Source organism: Cyanobium sp. Candia 9D4 (assembly GCF_024346155.1).
Lineage (GTDB): Bacteria > Cyanobacteriota > Cyanobacteriia > PCC-6307 > Cyanobiaceae > Cyanobium > Cyanobium minutissimum.
In genome coordinates this window covers 13,483-28,728 of the sequence record NZ_JAGQCK010000015.1, presented here as the reverse complement: position 1 = coordinate 28,728, position 15,246 = coordinate 13,483, and the positions used below count along the sequence as shown (strand labels likewise).

Annotated in this window: 19 protein-coding genes; 9 read left to right on the top strand and 10 right to left on the bottom strand. The window is 71.6% G+C overall.

What is annotated here, in order from left to right; all coding sequences use genetic code 11:
* Positions 1-46 precede the first annotated feature (46 nt).
* Positions 47-490, bottom strand: coding sequence for an iron-sulfur cluster assembly accessory protein (locus KBZ08_RS16010; RefSeq protein WP_396103682.1), 444 nt, complete (start codon positions 488-490; stop codon positions 47-49).
* 130 nt (positions 491-620) lie between these two features.
* Here KBZ08_RS16010 and zds point away from each other — a divergent pair, with 130 nt between their 5' ends.
* The 3 genes from zds to KBZ08_RS15995 are packed head-to-tail and all read left to right on the top strand — an operon-like array spanning position 621 to position 3,052.
* Complete coding sequence (zds, locus tag KBZ08_RS16005) at positions 621-2,096, top strand: 9,9'-di-cis-zeta-carotene desaturase (protein ID WP_254974225.1); 1,476 nt, start codon at positions 621-623, stop codon at positions 2,094-2,096.
* A 10-nt stretch (positions 2,097-2,106) separates the two neighbouring features.
* Positions 2,107-2,541, top strand: coding sequence for an SRPBCC family protein (locus tag KBZ08_RS16000; RefSeq protein ID WP_106223017.1), 435 nt, complete (start codon positions 2,107-2,109; stop codon positions 2,539-2,541).
* Between the two features lie 46 nt (positions 2,542-2,587).
* Complete coding sequence (locus KBZ08_RS15995; RefSeq protein ID WP_254974223.1) at positions 2,588-3,052, top strand: hypothetical protein; 465 nt, start codon at positions 2,588-2,590, stop codon at positions 3,050-3,052.
* Here the strand turns inward: KBZ08_RS15995 and KBZ08_RS15990 are convergent.
* The 5 genes from KBZ08_RS15990 to KBZ08_RS15970 are packed head-to-tail and all read right to left on the bottom strand — an operon-like array spanning position 3,036 to position 7,414.
* Positions 3,036-3,839, bottom strand: a complete 804-nt coding sequence (locus KBZ08_RS15990) for a uroporphyrinogen-III synthase (RefSeq protein WP_254974221.1) — start codon at positions 3,837-3,839, stop codon at positions 3,036-3,038. The two genes, KBZ08_RS15995 and KBZ08_RS15990, sit on opposite strands and share 17 nt — an antisense overlap.
* A complete protein-coding gene (locus KBZ08_RS15985) occupies positions 3,839-5,032 on the bottom strand; it encodes a glycosyltransferase (RefSeq protein WP_254974220.1) in 1,194 nt (397 codons plus the stop codon). Before KBZ08_RS15985 ends, KBZ08_RS15990 begins: the two co-directional genes overlap by 1 nt.
* Before the next feature lie 53 nt (positions 5,033-5,085).
* Positions 5,086-6,765 carry a glycoside hydrolase family 3 N-terminal domain-containing protein gene (locus tag KBZ08_RS15980; RefSeq protein WP_254974219.1) on the bottom strand — a complete coding sequence of 560 codons (1,680 nt, stop codon included), beginning with the start codon at positions 6,763-6,765 and terminating at the stop codon, positions 5,086-5,088.
* An 8-nt stretch (positions 6,766-6,773) separates the two neighbouring features.
* The gene (gene rbfA / locus KBZ08_RS15975) at positions 6,774-7,205 is read right to left on the bottom strand and encodes a 30S ribosome-binding factor RbfA (RefSeq protein ID WP_106223012.1); all 432 of its coding nucleotides are present in this window, start codon (positions 7,203-7,205) and stop codon (positions 6,774-6,776) included.
* A 2-nt stretch (positions 7,206-7,207) separates the two neighbouring features.
* Entirely contained in the window at positions 7,208-7,414 is a 207-nt protein-coding gene (locus KBZ08_RS15970) for a DUF751 family protein (RefSeq protein WP_094587370.1), read from the bottom strand.
* A 75-nt stretch (positions 7,415-7,489) separates the two neighbouring features.
* Between KBZ08_RS15970 and KBZ08_RS15965 the strand changes: the two genes are divergently transcribed.
* Both KBZ08_RS15965 and KBZ08_RS15960 read left to right on the top strand, forming a co-directional pair.
* Positions 7,490-8,209 carry a glutathione S-transferase family protein gene (locus tag KBZ08_RS15965; protein WP_106223011.1) on the top strand — a complete coding sequence of 240 codons (720 nt, stop codon included), beginning with the start codon at positions 7,490-7,492 and terminating at the stop codon, positions 8,207-8,209.
* A 59-nt stretch (positions 8,210-8,268) separates the two neighbouring features.
* The gene (locus tag KBZ08_RS15960) at positions 8,269-8,529 is read left to right on the top strand and encodes a chlororespiratory reduction protein 7 (protein WP_106223026.1); all 261 of its coding nucleotides are present in this window, start codon (positions 8,269-8,271) and stop codon (positions 8,527-8,529) included.
* 15 nt (positions 8,530-8,544) lie between these two features.
* On the opposite strand, the gene KBZ08_RS15955 is transcribed toward KBZ08_RS15960, so the two are convergent.
* The gene (locus tag KBZ08_RS15955; protein WP_106223010.1) at positions 8,545-9,192 is read right to left on the bottom strand and encodes a shikimate kinase; all 648 of its coding nucleotides are present in this window, start codon (positions 9,190-9,192) and stop codon (positions 8,545-8,547) included.
* 63 nt (positions 9,193-9,255) lie between these two features.
* Between KBZ08_RS15955 and KBZ08_RS15950 the strand changes: the two genes are divergently transcribed.
* Both KBZ08_RS15950 and KBZ08_RS15945 read left to right on the top strand, forming a co-directional pair.
* Positions 9,256-10,218, top strand: a complete 963-nt coding sequence (locus KBZ08_RS15950; RefSeq protein WP_254974213.1) for a 6-carboxytetrahydropterin synthase — start codon at positions 9,256-9,258, stop codon at positions 10,216-10,218.
* Complete coding sequence (locus KBZ08_RS15945) at positions 10,215-10,898, top strand: dihydrofolate reductase family protein (RefSeq protein ID WP_254974211.1); 684 nt, start codon at positions 10,215-10,217, stop codon at positions 10,896-10,898. Before KBZ08_RS15950 ends, KBZ08_RS15945 begins: the two co-directional genes overlap by 4 nt.
* On the opposite strand, the gene KBZ08_RS15940 is transcribed toward KBZ08_RS15945, so the two are convergent.
* Positions 10,880-11,317 (bottom strand): hypothetical protein, encoded by a 438-nt coding sequence (locus KBZ08_RS15940; protein WP_106223007.1) that lies wholly within the window; start codon positions 11,315-11,317, stop codon positions 10,880-10,882. The two genes, KBZ08_RS15945 and KBZ08_RS15940, sit on opposite strands and share 19 nt — an antisense overlap.
* An 80-nt stretch (positions 11,318-11,397) precedes the next feature.
* On the opposite strand from KBZ08_RS15940, the gene KBZ08_RS15935 reads away from it, so the two are divergent.
* Positions 11,398-12,639 (top strand): GNAT family N-acetyltransferase, encoded by a 1,242-nt coding sequence (locus KBZ08_RS15935; RefSeq protein ID WP_254974208.1) that lies wholly within the window; start codon positions 11,398-11,400, stop codon positions 12,637-12,639.
* Positions 12,602-12,985, top strand: a complete 384-nt coding sequence (locus KBZ08_RS15930) for a DUF4346 domain-containing protein (protein WP_106223005.1) — start codon at positions 12,602-12,604, stop codon at positions 12,983-12,985. Before KBZ08_RS15935 ends, KBZ08_RS15930 begins: the two co-directional genes overlap by 38 nt.
* A gap of 22 nt (positions 12,986-13,007) precedes the next feature.
* On the opposite strand, the gene KBZ08_RS15925 is transcribed toward KBZ08_RS15930, so the two are convergent.
* Together KBZ08_RS15925 and KBZ08_RS15920 are read right to left on the bottom strand one after the other, a co-directional pair.
* Complete coding sequence (locus KBZ08_RS15925; protein WP_254974205.1) at positions 13,008-13,529, bottom strand: hypothetical protein; 522 nt, start codon at positions 13,527-13,529, stop codon at positions 13,008-13,010.
* A gap of 65 nt (positions 13,530-13,594) precedes the next feature.
* On the bottom strand, positions 13,595-15,205 hold the full coding sequence (locus KBZ08_RS15920; protein ID WP_106223003.1) for a B12-binding domain-containing radical SAM protein: 1,611 nt from the start codon (positions 15,203-15,205) through the stop codon (positions 13,595-13,597).
* Positions 15,206-15,246 lie beyond the last annotated feature (41 nt).

The following is a 15,246-nucleotide window of genomic DNA, read 5'->3' as shown; positions in this document are numbered from 1 at the left end:
TCAGACTCCCATGCCACGGGACCGGCCCGCCATGACCGGCCAGGGCTCAGACGGCGAAGGAGCTGCCGCAGCCGCAGGTCTGGGAGGCGTTGGGGTTGGTGAAGTTGAAACCGCCGCCGATCAGGGCCGAGGAGAAATCCAGCTGCATGCCGTAGATGTACAGCAGGCTCTTGGGGTCGCACACCACCCGGAAGCTGGGGGCGCCGGCGGGTTCGTAGGTGTAGGTCTCGTCGTCGGGAAGGATCTCCGCTCCGTCGATGAAATCCATCGTGTAGCTCATGCCGCTGCAGCCGCCGGAGCGCACACCCACTCGCAGCACCTTCTCGCCCCCCTGGGACGCCATCAGGGTGCCCAGCTGACGCATGGCCGGCTCGGTGATCAGGATGCCCTTGCCATCGACACCGGTGTGGGTGACGGCCGCTTCGGCTGCCATGGTGGCGGTCGCGGTGGCTGCCGGGCTGGAGGCGGGGGTCTGGGTGGAGCTGCTCATCGTGCGTTGGGGGGGTCGGATGGGGGGAATCGGGCCGCCGGACGACGCGGTGAACGACCACTCTATGGAGATCCCTCCCCCGTGGGTAGGCTCCGGTCCATAGAGTCAGGACCTTCACGGGAATCCAAGGGTGCGGGTCGCCATCGTGGGTGCGGGTCTGGCCGGTCTGAGCGCGGCCGTCGATCTGGTCGACGCCGGTCATACGGTCGATCTGTATGAATCCCGCCCCTTCATGGGAGGCAAGGTGGGCAGCTGGGAGGACCCGGACGGCAACCACATCGAGATGGGGCTGCACGTCTTCTTCTTCAACTACGCCAACCTCTTCGCCCTGATGCGCAAGGTGGGGGCCATCGACAATCTCCTGCCCAAGGAGCACTGGCACCTGTTCGTCAACCGCGGCGGCGACCTGCGGGCCCTGGACTTCCGTTTTCCCGTCGGGGCCCCCTTCAACGGCCTCAAGGCCTTCTTCACCACCCCCCAGCTCGACTGGATCGACAAGCTGCGCAATGCCCTCGCCCTGGGGACGAGCCCGATCGTCCGGGGGCTGGTGGATTACGAGGGGGCGATGAAGGTGATCCGCTCCCTCGATGCCATCAGCTTCCAGCAGTGGTTCCTCAGCCATGGCGGCAGCCCCCGCAGCATTCAGAGGATGTGGAATCCGATCGCCTACGCGCTCGGCTTCATCGACTGCGAGGCCATCTCGGCCCGCTGCATGCTCACCATTTTCATGATGTTCGCCTCCAGGACGGAGGCCTCCAAGCTCAACCTGCTCAAGGGATCCCCCCACCGCTGGCTGACCGGCCCGATCCTCGACTACATCCAGGCCCGTGGCGGCCGCCTGCACCTGCGCCACCGGGTCAGTGAGGTGCGCCATGAGGAGCGCAACGGCCAGACCGTCGTCACCTCCCTGGTGCTGGGCACTCCCGACGGCGAGAAGCGGGTGGAGGCCGATGCCTACCTGGCCGCCTGCGATGTGCCGGGAGCCCAGCGGCTGTTGCCCCAGGCCTGGCGCCGGTTCCCCGAGTTCGCCGCCATCGACCGGCTCGAGACGGTGCCGGTGGCCACCGTCCAGCTGCGCTACGACGGCTGGGTGACCGAACTCGGTGACGGCGCCGTCCCCGAGGCCCGCCGGGCCGACCTGGGTCGCCCGGCGGGCCTCGACAACCTTCTGTACACGGCCGATGCCGACTTCAGCTGTTTCGCCGACCTGGCCCTGACCAGCCCGGCCGACTACCGGCGCGAGGGCCTGGGTTCCCTGCTGCAGTGCGTGCTCACCCCCGGTGATCCCTGGATCCCCAAGAAGACGGAGGAGATCGTCGCCCACACCGACCGCCAGGTGCGCGAGCTGTTCCCCTCCGCCGCCGGCCTGCAGCTCGTCTGGAGCAACGTGGTGAAACTGGCCCAGTCCCTTTACCGGGAAGCGCCCGGGATGGAGCCGTTCCGCCCCTCCCAGCGCACCCCCGTGGCCAACTTCTTCCTGGCCGGGAGCTACACCCGCCAGGACTACATCGACTCGATGGAGGGGGCCACCATGAGCGGACGGCTGGCGGCTGCCGCCATCCTGGATCAGCCGGTGGCGCTGGCCACCTGCGCCGCGGTGGCCTAGGAGCACAACCATGGGGAAATGGCTCGAGCACAGTGTCACCACCGAGATCCAGGCCCCGGTGGCCCGGGTCTGGGAGGTGTGGAGCGATCTGGAGGCCATGCCCCGCTGGATGCGCTGGATCGAGTCGGTCGTCACCCTCGACGATCCGGATCTGACGGACTGGACCCTGGCGGCCCAGGGGTTCCGTTTCCACTGGAAGGCCCGGATCACCGAACGGGTCGACTGCCAGAGGCTGCACTGGGAATCGGTGGGTGGCCTGCCCACCAGGGGCGCCGTCCGCTTCTATCCCCTCGGGCCCGACCTCACGGCGGTGAAGCTCACCGTCAGCTATGAACTGCCCGGTGCGCTTGCACCCCTGATGGAACCCACCATCATGGGAGGCATTGTCACCAAAGAACTGCAGGCCAACCTTGATCGATTTCGCGACCTGGTGGAGAAGGGCTGACGGACCGCTCAACGGGCGCCTCGCGCTCGGTGCCCTCACCGGGCTGATGCTGACCGGATGCGGTGCGTCCCCAACGGCGGAAGCGCCGCCGGCGCCGGCGCCCCCCCGCCCGGCCGCCCCCACGGCGTCCTCCGGCGCCATCCCCGAGGGCCTCACCCCCCTGCCCACCTCCCAGCAGGTGGTGAATGCCTTCCGCATGGGTCGGCAGGATCCCTTCGGATCGCTGGTGCCGGAGCTGGTTCCCGGGGCGGCGACCGCTGTCAGTGCGGCAGCTGCCGCCACCCCACCGGCCTTCCTGAAGGATTTTCGCGTCACCGGCGTGATCGACAGCGGCGGCCAGAGCGAAGCGGTGGTGACCTACAAGCAGCTCAGCGGCAGCCTGCGCCCCGGCGACCGGGGTGGCCGCAACACCGACCTGCTGCCCTCCGGCTGGAGTGTGGCCTCCGTGGATGTACCCAACGGACGCGTGGTGCTGCAGAGCGGCAGTCGCCGGGTCAAGGTCGAGCTCTGAGGGCCCGGCTGCAGGCCTCCAACAGGCCCTCCAAGTCGTGGGGGTCCGCCTCCTCGTCCACCCGGCCGAGCCGCTCCCGGCAGCGGCGGCTGGTCTGCGGGCCGATGGAGACCACCTGCACCCCCCCCAGCCGCTCGAGCCAGGTCTCGCCGAAGCTGCCGGCCAGCAGCCGGGCGGTGTGGTCCACCGTCTTGCCGCTGCTGAAGGTGATGGCATCCAGCCCGCGCCGCTCCAGGGCCTGCAGGGCCCCACTGGGGAGTCCGTCCGGACAGCGGGTCTCGTAGGCGGCCACCTCCACCACCCGGGCGCCGGCCGCGGCAAAGGCCTCCGCGAGCACCGTGCGACCGCCGCTCTGCACCCGCGGCAGCAGCAGCCGCTGCCCCCAGCCCGATACCGGAAAGTGCTCGATCAGGCTGTCGGCCACGAAGGCCGGGGGCACGAAATCGGCGGGGGCCCCCAGGGCCTCCAGGGCCTCGGCGGTCTTGCGTCCCACCGCCGCCAGCCGCACCCCCCGGGGCCGTCCGGCCAGGCTGCTCCCCCGGCGGACCAGCCGCTGCTCCACGGCGTCCACCCCGTTGGCGCTCGAGAAGAGGATCCAGTGGAACTGATCCAGTTCCGCCAGGGCATCGTCGAGGGGCCCCCAGAGATCGGGGGGGCCGATCACCAGGGCCGGCAGGTCGATGACGCTCGCCCCGGCCTGCTCGAACAGCTGGCGGGCGGCACCCAGCTGGGTTTCGGCCCGGGTCACGGCGACCGTGCGGCCCGCCAGCGGCAACGTCTTGTCCATCAGGCGTCCAGGCGCACAAGGGCGCCGGCCCGGTGGGCCAGCTCCCGGGCCTGCTGCGGTTCCCCCTGGGCCTCCAGCAGGGCGATTGCCCGGCGGAAGCCGTCCCGGGCGCCGGGAATGTCGCCGGCCAGCAGCAGGGCCGCCGCCAGGTTGCGCTGGGCATCGGCGTGCTCCGGGGCCAGGCCCAGGGCCCGGCGGTAGGCCTCGATGGCCTCCACCAGACGGCCCCGCTGGCGTTCGATCAGCCCCAGGTTGAACCAGGCCAGGGGCAGCTCCGGGCAGAGGTCGGTGACCGTTGCCGTCAGGGCTGCCGCCTCCTCCAGCTCCCCCTGGCGCAGCAGCAGGGCCCCGAGGTTGAGCCGGGCTCCCACGCTGAGCCGTCCATCCAGGGGCAGGGCCAGGGCCTGACGGTAGAGGGCGGCGGCGGCGGCCGGTTCGTCCGGGCCGCGGGCGATGGCGAGGTGGAGCAGCAGTTCGTAGCGCTCGGCGTGGTCGTCGGCTCCGACACGGGCCAGGCCCTCCTCCAGCAGGGCAAGGCCCCGGCGGCGCTGGCCCTGGCTCACCTCCAGGGCCCCCAGCTTGGCGCAGGCGTAGGGATCCCCCGGCCGGGCGGCCAGCTCCGCCTCCATGGCTGCGCGCAGGCGGGCGGCCTTGTCGCGCTGGGCCACCAGCTCGGGGCGGTACCCCTCGTGCACCAGGGCCGGCTCCAGGCAGGTCACCACCTGCCAGTCGGGCTCCTGCCCCAGCAGCATTTCCACGCTGTCGTCGACCATGGCGTGGTAGCGGCGGCTCCAGCGGATCGCCGGATGGCGGCGGAACAGGCGGCTGACGCTGGAATAGGGCGACTGGGCGGCCCCCAGCTCCTGGCGCAGCAGGTTGACCACCAGCACCCTGGGCTGCCCCATCAGGTCGCGCAGGGGTGAGCGGGCATCGGGCCGCAGCCATTCATCCGCATCCAGCACCAGCACCCAGTCGCCCGTCACCAGATCCAGGGCGTGGTTGCGGGCGGGCGCGAAGTCCCCCGGCCAGTCCAGGTGGTGGACGCTGGCGCCGCAGGCGGCGGCGATTTCAGGGGTGCCGTCGTCTGAGCCGGTGTCCACCACCACCATCTCGTCGACGAAGCCCGCCACCGAAGCCAGGCAGCGCTCCAGTCGCTCGGCCTCGTTGCGCACGATCATCGACAGGCTCAGCATCGGACGCTGCGGGGCAGGACGGTCGTGCCAGGAGGCTAGGTGTCGGTGGGGGCTCAGTCGGTGAAGTCCACCGCAGCGGCGGCCCCGGGGGCAGGGGCGGCGGCGATCCCCCCCTGGGGTCCGAAGCCGAGGCGGTCCAGCAGTTCGCCCTGGGCCAGGGCCATCTGCCCCGGCGACCAGGCGGCCGGCACCGCCGGATCCAGAAGGGAGGCCAGGGACTCCCAGGCATAGGGGCTGCCGTAGACGGCCAGGCCCGCCAGCCGGCCGGCGGCCTGGAGCTGTCGGATCACCGCCGGCCAGGGATCCGGGCCGTCGGCCCGGCCGCGGAACGGGTTGCCGCGCACGAACAGTTGCAGCAGCACCGGCCCCTCGCCCAGCCGCTCCAGGGCCAGGGGCGCCTCCCCGTCCCCGCTCCAGGGGGAGGGGCCCTGGCCGTCGATCAGGCAGGTTCGCCATCCGGCGGCCGCCGGCAGGGCCAGGGCCGGGGCGCCCGCCGTCAGGAAGGGGCAGGCCAGGCTGTTGTCGAGGCGGATCAGGTTCACCCCGGGGCCGCCGGGCACCGGGCCCCGCCCCCGCGACACCAGGCTGCGCCGCACCAGCTCCAGGGCCAGCGCCCGGTCGGCGGGGGCGGGGCCGTTGCTGAGGCCGCCCAGGGGGGCCAAGGGGTCGGCGTCGGGCTCGGCGAGGCAGCGCCCCAGGGCCCGGCGGCGCCGCCGCTGGCTGGCCTGCAGTTGCTCCAGGCTCAGCCGGCCGCCGGCCACCGCCGCCACGATGGCGTCGATCGCCCCGTCGGCGTCCCCCGGCATCAGCACCAGGTCGGCCCCCGCTTCCAGGGCCAGCACCGCGGCCTCCGAGGCGCCGTAGCGGCCGGCGATCGCCTCCATCACCAGGGCGTCGGTGACGACCAGCCCCTCGAAACCGAGCTCCTGGCGCAGCAGCCCGGTGAGCACCGCCCGCGACAGGGTGGCCGGATGGTCGGGGTCGAAGGCCGGCAGCAGCAGGTGGCCGGTCATCACCGCGGCCACCTCCGCCGCGATGGCCTGCCGGAAGGGCGGCAGCTCCACCGCCTCCAGGCGCCCGCGGCCATGGGGGATCAGGGGCAGCTCCAGGTGGGAGTCGCTGGCGGTGTCGCCGTGGCCGGGGAAGTGCTTGGCGCAGGCCAGCACGCCTTCGGCCTGGACCCCGCGGCAGAAGGCGGCCGCCAGGGCCCCGGCGGTGGCCGGGTCCTCGCCCCAGGCCCGCACGTTGATCACCGGGTTGGCCGGGTTGTTGTTGACATCGCAGACCGGGGCCAGCACCCAGTTGAGCCCTAGCTGGCGGGCCTCCCGGCCCGTGCAGGCGCCGTAGCGCCGGGCCAGATCGACTGCCTGGGAAGGATCTTCGGCATGGATCCGGGCCAGGGCCAGGGGCGGCACCAGCCAGCTGGCCCCCTCGAAACGCTGGCCCACCCCCTCCTCCACATCGGCGCAGAGCAGCAGCGGTGCGCCGGCCCAGGCCTCCAGCTGGCGGGTGCGCAGCCGCAGTTCGGCGGCGCTGCCCCCCAGCAGGATCACCCCGCCCACGCCCCGCTCCAGCAGGCGTCGCAGGTCGGCGTTGTCCAGCTCCCAGCGGGGGTAGCGCCGCTGGCCATCGGCGGGATGGCCGCTGCAGCGCACCACCAGCAGCTCGGCGGCCAGCCGATCCAGGGCTTGGGGCGGGAGGGGGGCCTGGGGTGGATCGGGGAGGTCAGCCATGGGCGGGATCAGCTGTCGGCGTCGCTGCCGGTGTCAGGCGCCGGATCCGCCTCGCCCGCCTCCGCCAGCGGCTCCTCCCGCCCGCGCCGCTCCGTCTCCAGGCGCTGCAGCAGTCCGAGCACCGTGTTGCCCTTCTCCAGACCCCGGTCGAGGACGAACACCACCTCCGGGGTGCGGCGCATCTTGAGGCGCCGGCCCAGCTCCCCCTTCACGTAGGCGGAGGCCGCCTGCAGCCCCGCCATGGCCACCTCGCGATCCTCGGCGCTGCCGAAGATGCTCACGAAGATCCGGCAGTGCTGCAGGTCGCCGGCCACCTCCACGTTGGTGACGCTGACCATGCCGTGGTGGACCCGCTCGTCCTTGATGCCGCTCATCAGCAGCTCGCTCACCTCGCGGCGGATCAGGGCCGCCACCCGTTCCACCCGTCGGCTCTGGGCCATGACTACGACAGCGGTGCCGACTGCACCATGGCACGCAGCACCAGGGTGAGGCTGACCAGTCCGCTGATCAGGGCGCCCACCAGCGCCACCGCCGTGACCGGGTTGCTGCGGCGCCGGGCCAGGGGCTCGAACACCGAGTTGAACACCCCCAGGCTGAAGGCGATCAGATAGCGCGGATAGCGCGTCACATTGACGAAGAAGTCCTTCATGGCCTCGGCGACGGTCCTGGACGGATGCTGGCTACTCTGCCGCCCGGGGCCACGCCCAGCCGGCCCGGAGGGTCCATGGAGCTGCATCAGTTCAGACATTCCGCCTTCTGCGAGAAGGTGCGGTTGCTCCTGGCCCGCAAGGGACTCGAGGCCACCATCATCGAGGTGACCCCCGGCCTGGGGCAGCTGGAGCTGTTCCGTCTCTCCGGGCAGCGGCAGGTGCCGGTGCTGGTGGATGGGGGCGAGGTGATCGCCGATTCCACGGCCATCGCCCTGCATCTGGAGGCCAGCCATCCGGAGCCGCCCTTGCTGCCGGCCGATCCGGTCGCCCGCGCCCGGGTGCTGCTGCTGGAGGACTGGGCCGACACCGCCCTGGCCCGCGGCGCCCGTCTGGCCCTGCTCCAGGCCGCCGCCACCGATCCGGTGCTGCGCGCCGCCCTGCTTCCCGAGGCCACCCCGGCGCCCCTGCGGGATCTGGTGGGGGCCCTGCCCGGCGGCCTGATCGGCTCCGCCACCGAGGCGATGCGCGACCTGCTCGGGCCCTGTGAGGTGCGGCAGTTGCACCGCAGCCTCGAGCAGCTCGCCCTGCTGGTCAGCGAGCGCCCCTTTCTGGAGGGGGATGGCCTCACCCTGGCCGACATCGCCGTGGCGGCCCAGCTCTATCTGCTGAAGTTCCCGGCCTGCGCCGGCGCCCCCCTGGCGGGTCGCGGGGTGGAGGGCATCGCCGACAACCCCGTGCTGGAGCCCCTGTTCGCCTGGCGCGACCGGGTGCATGCCGCCGTGGGTCGGGGCTGAGGATCCCCGCTGGAGTCGGACCACCACCCGCCAGGATGGGGGCCGCCGTTGTTCTGGCCGTGTCCGATCCGCTGCTGCGGGAGCTCGACCATTACGTGGTGCTGGAGCCCGGTAAGGGCGAAAGCATCCTCAGCGCCGCCGAGACCCTGGACTGGCTGGCCGGCCACCTGGCGGCCCTGGCCGAGCCCCCGGCCGATCTGGCCGACCTGGCCGATCCTGGGGCCCGGGCCGGCCGGCTGCTGGACACCGCCTGCGAACTGGAGCTGGCGCCGGGCTGCGCGATCCAGTGGTTCGCCGTGCGGCTGGAACCGCCGGCCTGAGCGCCTGCCTGCCGCTCAGTTGAGCGAGGGGCGGGCCTGCCCGTCGGCGTCCTGCAGCCGGACGGGCTCGGCGGGAGCCGGGGTGGGGTCGCGCAGCACCGAGGGCAGGGCCTCCAGCACCTGCAGGGCCACCGCAGCCGGGAGACCCCCCTGCTGGGCCACCGTCAGGTCGGCCTGGGCGTAGAGGGGCCGGCGGTCGTGCAGCAGTGCCTCCAGCCGGGCGGCGGGATCGGCAGCGTCCAGCAGGGGCCTGGGCGTGGGGTCGGCCGCCAGACGGCGAAGCAGCTCCTCCGCCGGGGCGTCGAGCCACACCACCAGACCCTGGCGCATGTGACCCCAGTTCTCGGGCCGGGTCACCGCCCCGCCGCCGGTGGCCACCACCAGGGAATGCCAGCTGGCGATGCCGTTGAGCACGGCGGTCTCCAGGGCGCGGAAGGCGTCCTCCCCTTCGCTGGCGAAGATCTCGGCGATCGGCCGGCCGGCCACCTCCGTCAGGGCGGTGTCGGCATCGATGAAGCGATAGCCGAGGGCCTCGGCCAGGGGGCGTCCCACGGCGCTCTTGCCGGCCCCCATCATCCCCACCAGGTAGATGTTGAGGCCATCGAGACGGCGGGCCAGGTCCCGGTGCGAGGGGCGGGGCAGGGCGTCATCGTCTGGGGCCATGGGTGTGCGGTCGGCGGCGGTCCGGACCCCGTTTCTAGGATGGGCGTCCCCTGGGCCTCGGCGATGACCGCAACCCGGTTGACCGCCCCTCCGGCGGCACCCTCCCCCACCACCGCCGCCCACGGGCGTGGCCGCCCCTGCGTGATCACCCGCCGGGCGACCTTCAGCGCCAGCCACCTCTACCGGCTGCCGGAACTCGACGACGCCGAGAACACCCGCCGCTTCGGCCGCTGCAGCCTCGCTCCGGGCCACGGCCACAACTATGAACTCACCGTGGCGATGGGCGGCCCGCTCGACGCCGACGGCATGGTGCTCAACCTCTCCGACGTCAAGCACGCCATCCGGCGGGAGGTGACCGAGCCGCTCGACTTCCGTTTCCTCAACGAGGTCTGGCCCGAGTTCGACCTCTCCCGCCCCGAGGGCCGGCTGCCCACCACCGAGGCCCTGCTGCAGGCGATCCGCCAGCGCCTGGCCCCCCATCTGCCCCTGGTGGCCCTGCGCCTCCACGAACACCCCAACCTCTGGGCCGACGTGCTCTGCGGTCCCACCATCGATCCCATGGAAGCCTTCCTCTCGATCCGCACCCACTTCGCCGCGGCCCATCGCCTGGCCCGCCCCGAGCTCAGCCAGAGCGAGAACGAGGCGATCTACGGCAAGTGCGCTCGCCCCCACGGCCACGGCCACAACTACCTGCTCGACGTCACCGTGCGGGGTCCGATCGATGCCCGCACCGGCATGGTCTGCGACCTGGCCGAGCTGCAGCGCCTGGTGGACGACCTGGTGGTGGAGCCCTTCGACCACACCTTCCTGAACAAGGACGTGGAGCACTTCGCCGGCTGCGTTCCCACCGCCGAGAACATCGCCCTCCACATCGCCGACCTGCTCAGCGCCCCCATCGCCGCCACCGGCGCCCGCCTGCACAAGGTGCGCCTGCAGGAGAGCCCCAACAACGCCGCCGAGGTCTTCGCCGAGACCCCCCAGCTGGAGATGGTCCCCGCCGCCCTCGAAGCCCTCGCGGCCGTTTGAGTCCGGCGGCAACGCCGGAGCTGCGGCTTGTTCTGGCGGTGAGCCTCGACGGCCGCCTGGCACCCGCCGAAGGGGGGGCGGCCCAGCTGGGGGGTGCCGCCGACCGGCAGGTGCTGGAGCAGGCCCTGGCCTGGGCTGATGCGGTCCTGGTGGGCGCCGAGACCCTGCGGCGCCACGGCAGCACCTGCCTGATCCACAGCCCAGGGCTGCTTGCGGCCCGCCGCTCAGAGGGCCGCAGTGCCCAGCCGATCGCCATCGCGGTGAGCCGCAGCGGCCGGCTGCCTGCCGCTTTGCCCTTCTTTCGCCAGCCCCTGGAGCGCTGGCTGCTGCAGGCCGCCCCGCTGCCCCCCGACGCCCCCGGCGAGGGCTTCGAGCGTCACCTGCTCCTGGACGGCTGGCCCCGGGCCCTGGCGGCCCTGGCGGCCCTGGGTCAGCGGCGCATTGCCGTGCTCGGCGGGGCCCAGCTGGCGGCGGCCCTGGCGGCCGAGGACCTGCTCGATGAGCTCCAGCTCACCATCTGCCCCCGCCTGCTGGGCGGGCCCCATGGCTGGCTGCCGGCCGACGCCTGCGTGGCTCCGGGGATCCGCACGGGCTGGCAGCTGGTGGAACACCGGGCGCTGCCGGGGGAGGAGCTGCTGCTGCGCTGGCGGCGGCCCGGGGCTCAGGGCGTGACCTCCTGAAGGCCGTAGCTGCCGAAACGCCGGCCCAGCTCCCGCAGCGGCATGTCCCGCAGGCTGTCGGTGGGCAGGCCGAACATTCTGGCCAGGCAGCGCTTGACCACCTCTTCGCTGTCATCGCCGAAGCGGCCGCTCACCATCTCGGTGAGCACCCCCAGGCTGCGGCCACTGTTGTCGGTCTCCTCGATCAGGCACTTGCTGGTGGGCACCGCCAGCTTGCGGCAGGGATCCTGCAGGCTCTTCTCCAGGTCGGCCCGGCCAGCCGAGACCGTCTCCACGCAGACCCTGGTCAGCTGGTTCTCCAGCTGGGGACGCAGCAGCATCAGCACTGGCCGCAGCAGTCCGGCCCGGGCGGGGGCCGGAGGCACCACCAGCGCCGCGGCGGCCGTCAGGAGCATCAGGATCCGCAGGGACTTGGCCATGGCGGGGGAAGGACGCTCGGTCGCAGGGAATCAACCGTTAGTTTTGCGCCTGCCCCGTCCCCCCTGCGTTGCCAGCGGCCATGGCCGAGCTGCAAGTCCGCTGGCACCAGGCAACGCGCGAGATCCCGGAAGACCAGTGGCAGGCCCTGGTGGGTGGTGCCGGGGAGGCCACGGCCGAGGCCACGACCACGGCGATCGACCGTCCCTTCTACGGCTGGCGCTGGCTGCACCATCTGGAGGCCAGCGGCAGCATCGTGCCCCGCCAGGGCTGGCAGGCCTGCCATCTGGGCCTCTGGCGCGGCGAGCGGCTGGTGGCCCTGGCGCCCCTGTACCTGAAGGGCCACAGCTACGGAGAATTCGTCTTCGACCAGTCCTTCGCCCAGCTCGCCGGCCAGCTCGGGCTGCGCTACTACCCCAAGCTCGTCGGCATGAGCCCGGTGAGCCCGGTGCAGGGCTACCGGTTCCATGTGGCCCCCGGCGAGGATGGGGCGGCCCTCACCCAGCGGATGCTGGCCGAGATCGACGGCTTCTGCCGGCGCCAGGGGATCCTCAGCTGCAACTTCCTCTATGTGGATCCGGCCTGGCAGCCCCTGGCGGAGGCCGCCGGCTGCGCGTTGTGGATCAACCAGCAGAGCGAATGGCGCAACCCGGGCCATGCCGACTTCGAGGCCTATCTGGCCAGCTTCAATGCCAACCAGCGCCGCAACATCCGCCGCGAACGCCGTTCCGTGGCCGAAGCGGGCCTGACCGTCACGCCCCTGGCGGGGGAGGCGATCCCGCCGCGCCTGCTGGAGCGCATGCACAGTTTCTACGAGCAGCATTGCAGCCGCTGGGGGCCCTGGGGCAGCAAGTACCTCACCGAATCCTTCTTCCAGGCGGCCGCCACCGACCTGCGCCAGCACCTGGTGCTGTTCAGCGCCCACCGGGGCGATCCGATGCAGCCCCTGGCCATGTCGCTCTGCGTGCACGATGCCACCGGCCTCTGGGGCCGCTACTGGGGCAGCGACATCGAGCTCGACAACCTGCACTTCGAGGTCTGCTACTACGCCCCGATCGACTGGGCGATCGAGCGGGGCCTGGAGAGCTTCGATCCCGGCGCAGGCGGCAGCCACAAGCGGCGCCGGGGCTTCGTGGCCCAGCCCAGGGCCAGCCTGCACCGCTGGTACGACCCCCGCTTCGACGCCATCCTGCGGGACTGGCTGCCGGGCGCCAACCGGGAGATGCACGCGGCGATCACGGCGATGAACGCGGAGCTCCCCTTCACCGCTTCCTACGATCCCCCCCATGCACCCCGACCCGACCCCCCGCCAGAGCCTGGATGAGGCGCTCTCGCAGCGCTTCATCCACCTCGACGCGGCGGGCTACTTCCTGATCAAGGTGGATGCCGCCGCCGGAGAGCTGGTGGCCGAGCACTTTGCCAACGGCATCGATGAACGGGGCCTGGCCACCGACCCCGACACCGGTGAGGTGCTCAGCTGCCGGGGCGGCGACCCGCGGGCGCCCCGGGCCGTGTACCGGGGCCGCAGTGCCAAGGAACTCGGCATCGCCCTGACCGAGGGAGACGGTCCCCATCCCCTCTCGCGGCTTGACCACGCCCTCTACCTGGGCCGGGAGCTCCAGAAGGCGGAGCAGTGCCTCGTGGCGGGTCTGCCCTACGTGCAGGACTAGCCCAGGCCCGCCGGGGTCCGATTCAGCCGGCGGCGACGAGACGGCAGCGGCCGTCCATCATCAAGGCCCCGCGCCCGCCCCCTTTCAGCATGGCGTTTTCCTGAAAGGTGAGGCTGCGACGGTCGATCGTGGTGTGGTGCTCCACGTCGTGGTGCTGATCCGGATGCAGCACCATCGGGGGCTTCAGGGCCGCGAGTCCCGGAAGCGGCTGGCTGGTGGGCGCATGGCCCAGGGCCACCTCATCGCCGTCGTTGTCGGAGAGGTGGAAGTTGTTGGATTCCTTCTCCAGAAAGGTGATCCGGTCGCGGGAGCTTTTCACCGGCAGGATCTGGCCGTCGGCGAAGCGCACCCGGTCCTCCCCCCGCCCCACGTCGACGCGGAAGTCGATCTGCCCGGTGGGGTCGTCCCGGTGGCGGCAGATCATCGACTGGGGGCCCAGGGGGTCCCAGCGGCTCAGGGCCAGGCCCAGCAGGCCGCATCCGGCGACGATGGGCAGAACCGAGGCACGGGTGAACCGGCCCTTCGCTTCGGCGGTCTTCTGCATCGCTGCCCCGCTGCATCACAGCGTCATGGATGCAGTGAATGGACCGTACTCCCGGCGCCCCCTACCTACGCGGGCTGGAGCTCCCGGGTGGTTTCGCGCGAACCCTCGGGCGGTTCCGGAGGCAGGGCGGCCAGCTGATCCTGGATCTCGCGGGTCACCACGCCCCGGTACTCCTGGAAGTGCTCGTTGTGGGCGAGGGTGACCAGGAACTGCTCCAGGTTGTTGGGGTTGCGGCGGGCGATGGTGAACAGGGAGCGCCAGAAGCGTCCGCGGGTGTCGCGCTTCAGTCCCTGACGCCAGATCACGATCAGCAGGGCGCGCACATCGGTCCAGCTGGGCAGGCTGGCCTTGCCGAAGGCCGCAGCCTTCACGTACTGCTGCCAGCGGGGCTGGCCCATCTTCAGGTAGTAGTGCGTGACCCGGTCGATGTAGGCGTTGGGCTCGTAGAGGCGGCAGAAGGCGTCGACGTACTCGTTGGCGATCTGCCGGATCGGCCGGGTGGGCACGAAGTTGAGCAGGTTGGTCTGGTTGACGCCCTTGGCGTCGGTTTTCTCCTGGACCAGCCGGCCTTCCTTCTCGAGGCGGTGCCAGAGCCCGGTGTTGGGCAGGGCCTGCAGCATCCCCATCATCGCGGCGGGGATGCCGGTGCGGCTGACGAACTCGACGATGCGGTCGCCGGCCCCGGGCTTCTCGCCGTCGAAGCCGATGATGAAGCCCGCCATCACCCGGATCCCGTAGGAGGTGATCCGGTCGACCGATTCCTCCAGGGAGCTGCGCGTGTTCTGCAGCTTGCGGGCCGTCTCGAGACTGGCCTCGTCGGGGGTCTCGATGCCGAGGAAGACGCTGTCGAAGCGGGCCTCGGCCATCATCAGCATCATCTCCTCATCAGAGGCGAGGTCCACGGAGGCCTCGGTGGCGAAGCTGAAGGGGTAGCCGTGGTCGATCTGCCAGCGCTTGATCTCCGGCAGCAGCAACTTGGCGTTGCGCTTGTTGCCGATGAAGTTGTCGTCGACCAGGAAGATCGAGCGGCGCCAACCGAGGTCGTAGAGGTACTGGAGCTCCGCCACCAGCTGGTCAGGGGTCTTGGTGCGCGGTTTGCGCCCGTAGAGCACGATGATGTCGCAGAACTCGCACTGGAACGGGCAGCCGCGCGAGAACTGGACCGACATCGAGTCGTAGGCGTCCAGCTCAAGCAGGTCGAAGCGGGGAATGGGGGTGCCGGTGACGTCGGGCTTCTCCCCTTCGGCGCTGAACCGCCCCTGGCGCTCGCCGCGCTCGATCGCCTCGATGAACATCGGCAGGGTGATCTCCCCTTCGTCGAGCACCTTGAAATCGGCCAGCTGCAGCTCAGGGGCGTCGGGGGTGGAGCTGGCGAAGGGGCCGCCCACCGCCACCGGCAGGCCCCGCTGCTTGGCCTTGGCGATCTGGGCCGCCATATCGGCCTTCTGGACGATCATCCCGGAGATCACCACCAGTTCCGCCCAGTTCCACTCGGCCTCCGTCACCTCGCGGACATTGCGGTCGACCAGCTTCATCTCCCAGGTCTGGGGCAGCAGGGCCGCCACGGTGACCATGCCGAGCGGGGGAAGGAGAACCTTGCGGTTGACCAGCTCGAGGATCTTTTCGTAGCTCCAGAACGTCTTCGGGAACTCGGGATAGATGAAGAGGGTGCGCATGCTGCAGGGGCTTGGTGGATGGTCCGGGGTGGATGGTCCGG

Coding starts and splice junctions, on each gene's coding strand:
- KBZ08_RS16010 (WP_396103682.1), bottom strand. CDS start 490: ATGAGCAGCTCCACCCAGACCCCCGCCTCCAGCCCGGCAGCCACCGCG.
- KBZ08_RS16000 (WP_106223017.1), top strand. CDS start 2,107: ATGGGGAAATGGCTCGAGCACAGTGTCACCACCGAGATCCAGGCCCCG.
- KBZ08_RS15995 (WP_254974223.1), top strand. CDS start 2,588: ATGCTGACCGGATGCGGTGCGTCCCCAACGGCGGAAGCGCCGCCGGCG.
- KBZ08_RS15990 (WP_254974221.1), bottom strand. CDS start 3,839: ATGGACAAGACGTTGCCGCTGGCGGGCCGCACGGTCGCCGTGACCCGG.
- KBZ08_RS15985 (WP_254974220.1), bottom strand. CDS start 5,032: ATGCTGAGCCTGTCGATGATCGTGCGCAACGAGGCCGAGCGACTGGAG.
- KBZ08_RS15980 (WP_254974219.1), bottom strand. CDS start 6,765: ATGGCTGACCTCCCCGATCCACCCCAGGCCCCCCTCCCGCCCCAAGCC.
- rbfA (WP_106223012.1), bottom strand. CDS start 7,205: ATGGCCCAGAGCCGACGGGTGGAACGGGTGGCGGCCCTGATCCGCCGC.
- KBZ08_RS15970 (WP_094587370.1), bottom strand. CDS start 7,414: ATGAAGGACTTCTTCGTCAATGTGACGCGCTATCCGCGCTATCTGATC.
- KBZ08_RS15965 (WP_106223011.1), top strand. CDS start 7,490: ATGGAGCTGCATCAGTTCAGACATTCCGCCTTCTGCGAGAAGGTGCGG.
- KBZ08_RS15955 (WP_106223010.1), bottom strand. CDS start 9,192: ATGGCCCCAGACGATGACGCCCTGCCCCGCCCCTCGCACCGGGACCTG.
- KBZ08_RS15950 (WP_254974213.1), top strand. CDS start 9,256: ATGACCGCAACCCGGTTGACCGCCCCTCCGGCGGCACCCTCCCCCACC.
- KBZ08_RS15940 (WP_106223007.1), bottom strand. CDS start 11,317: ATGGCCAAGTCCCTGCGGATCCTGATGCTCCTGACGGCCGCCGCGGCG.
- KBZ08_RS15935 (WP_254974208.1), top strand. CDS start 11,398: ATGGCCGAGCTGCAAGTCCGCTGGCACCAGGCAACGCGCGAGATCCCG.
- KBZ08_RS15930 (WP_106223005.1), top strand. CDS start 12,602: ATGCACCCCGACCCGACCCCCCGCCAGAGCCTGGATGAGGCGCTCTCG.
- KBZ08_RS15925 (WP_254974205.1), bottom strand. CDS start 13,529: ATGCAGAAGACCGCCGAAGCGAAGGGCCGGTTCACCCGTGCCTCGGTT.
- KBZ08_RS15920 (WP_106223003.1), bottom strand. CDS start 15,205: ATGCGCACCCTCTTCATCTATCCCGAGTTCCCGAAGACGTTCTGGAGC.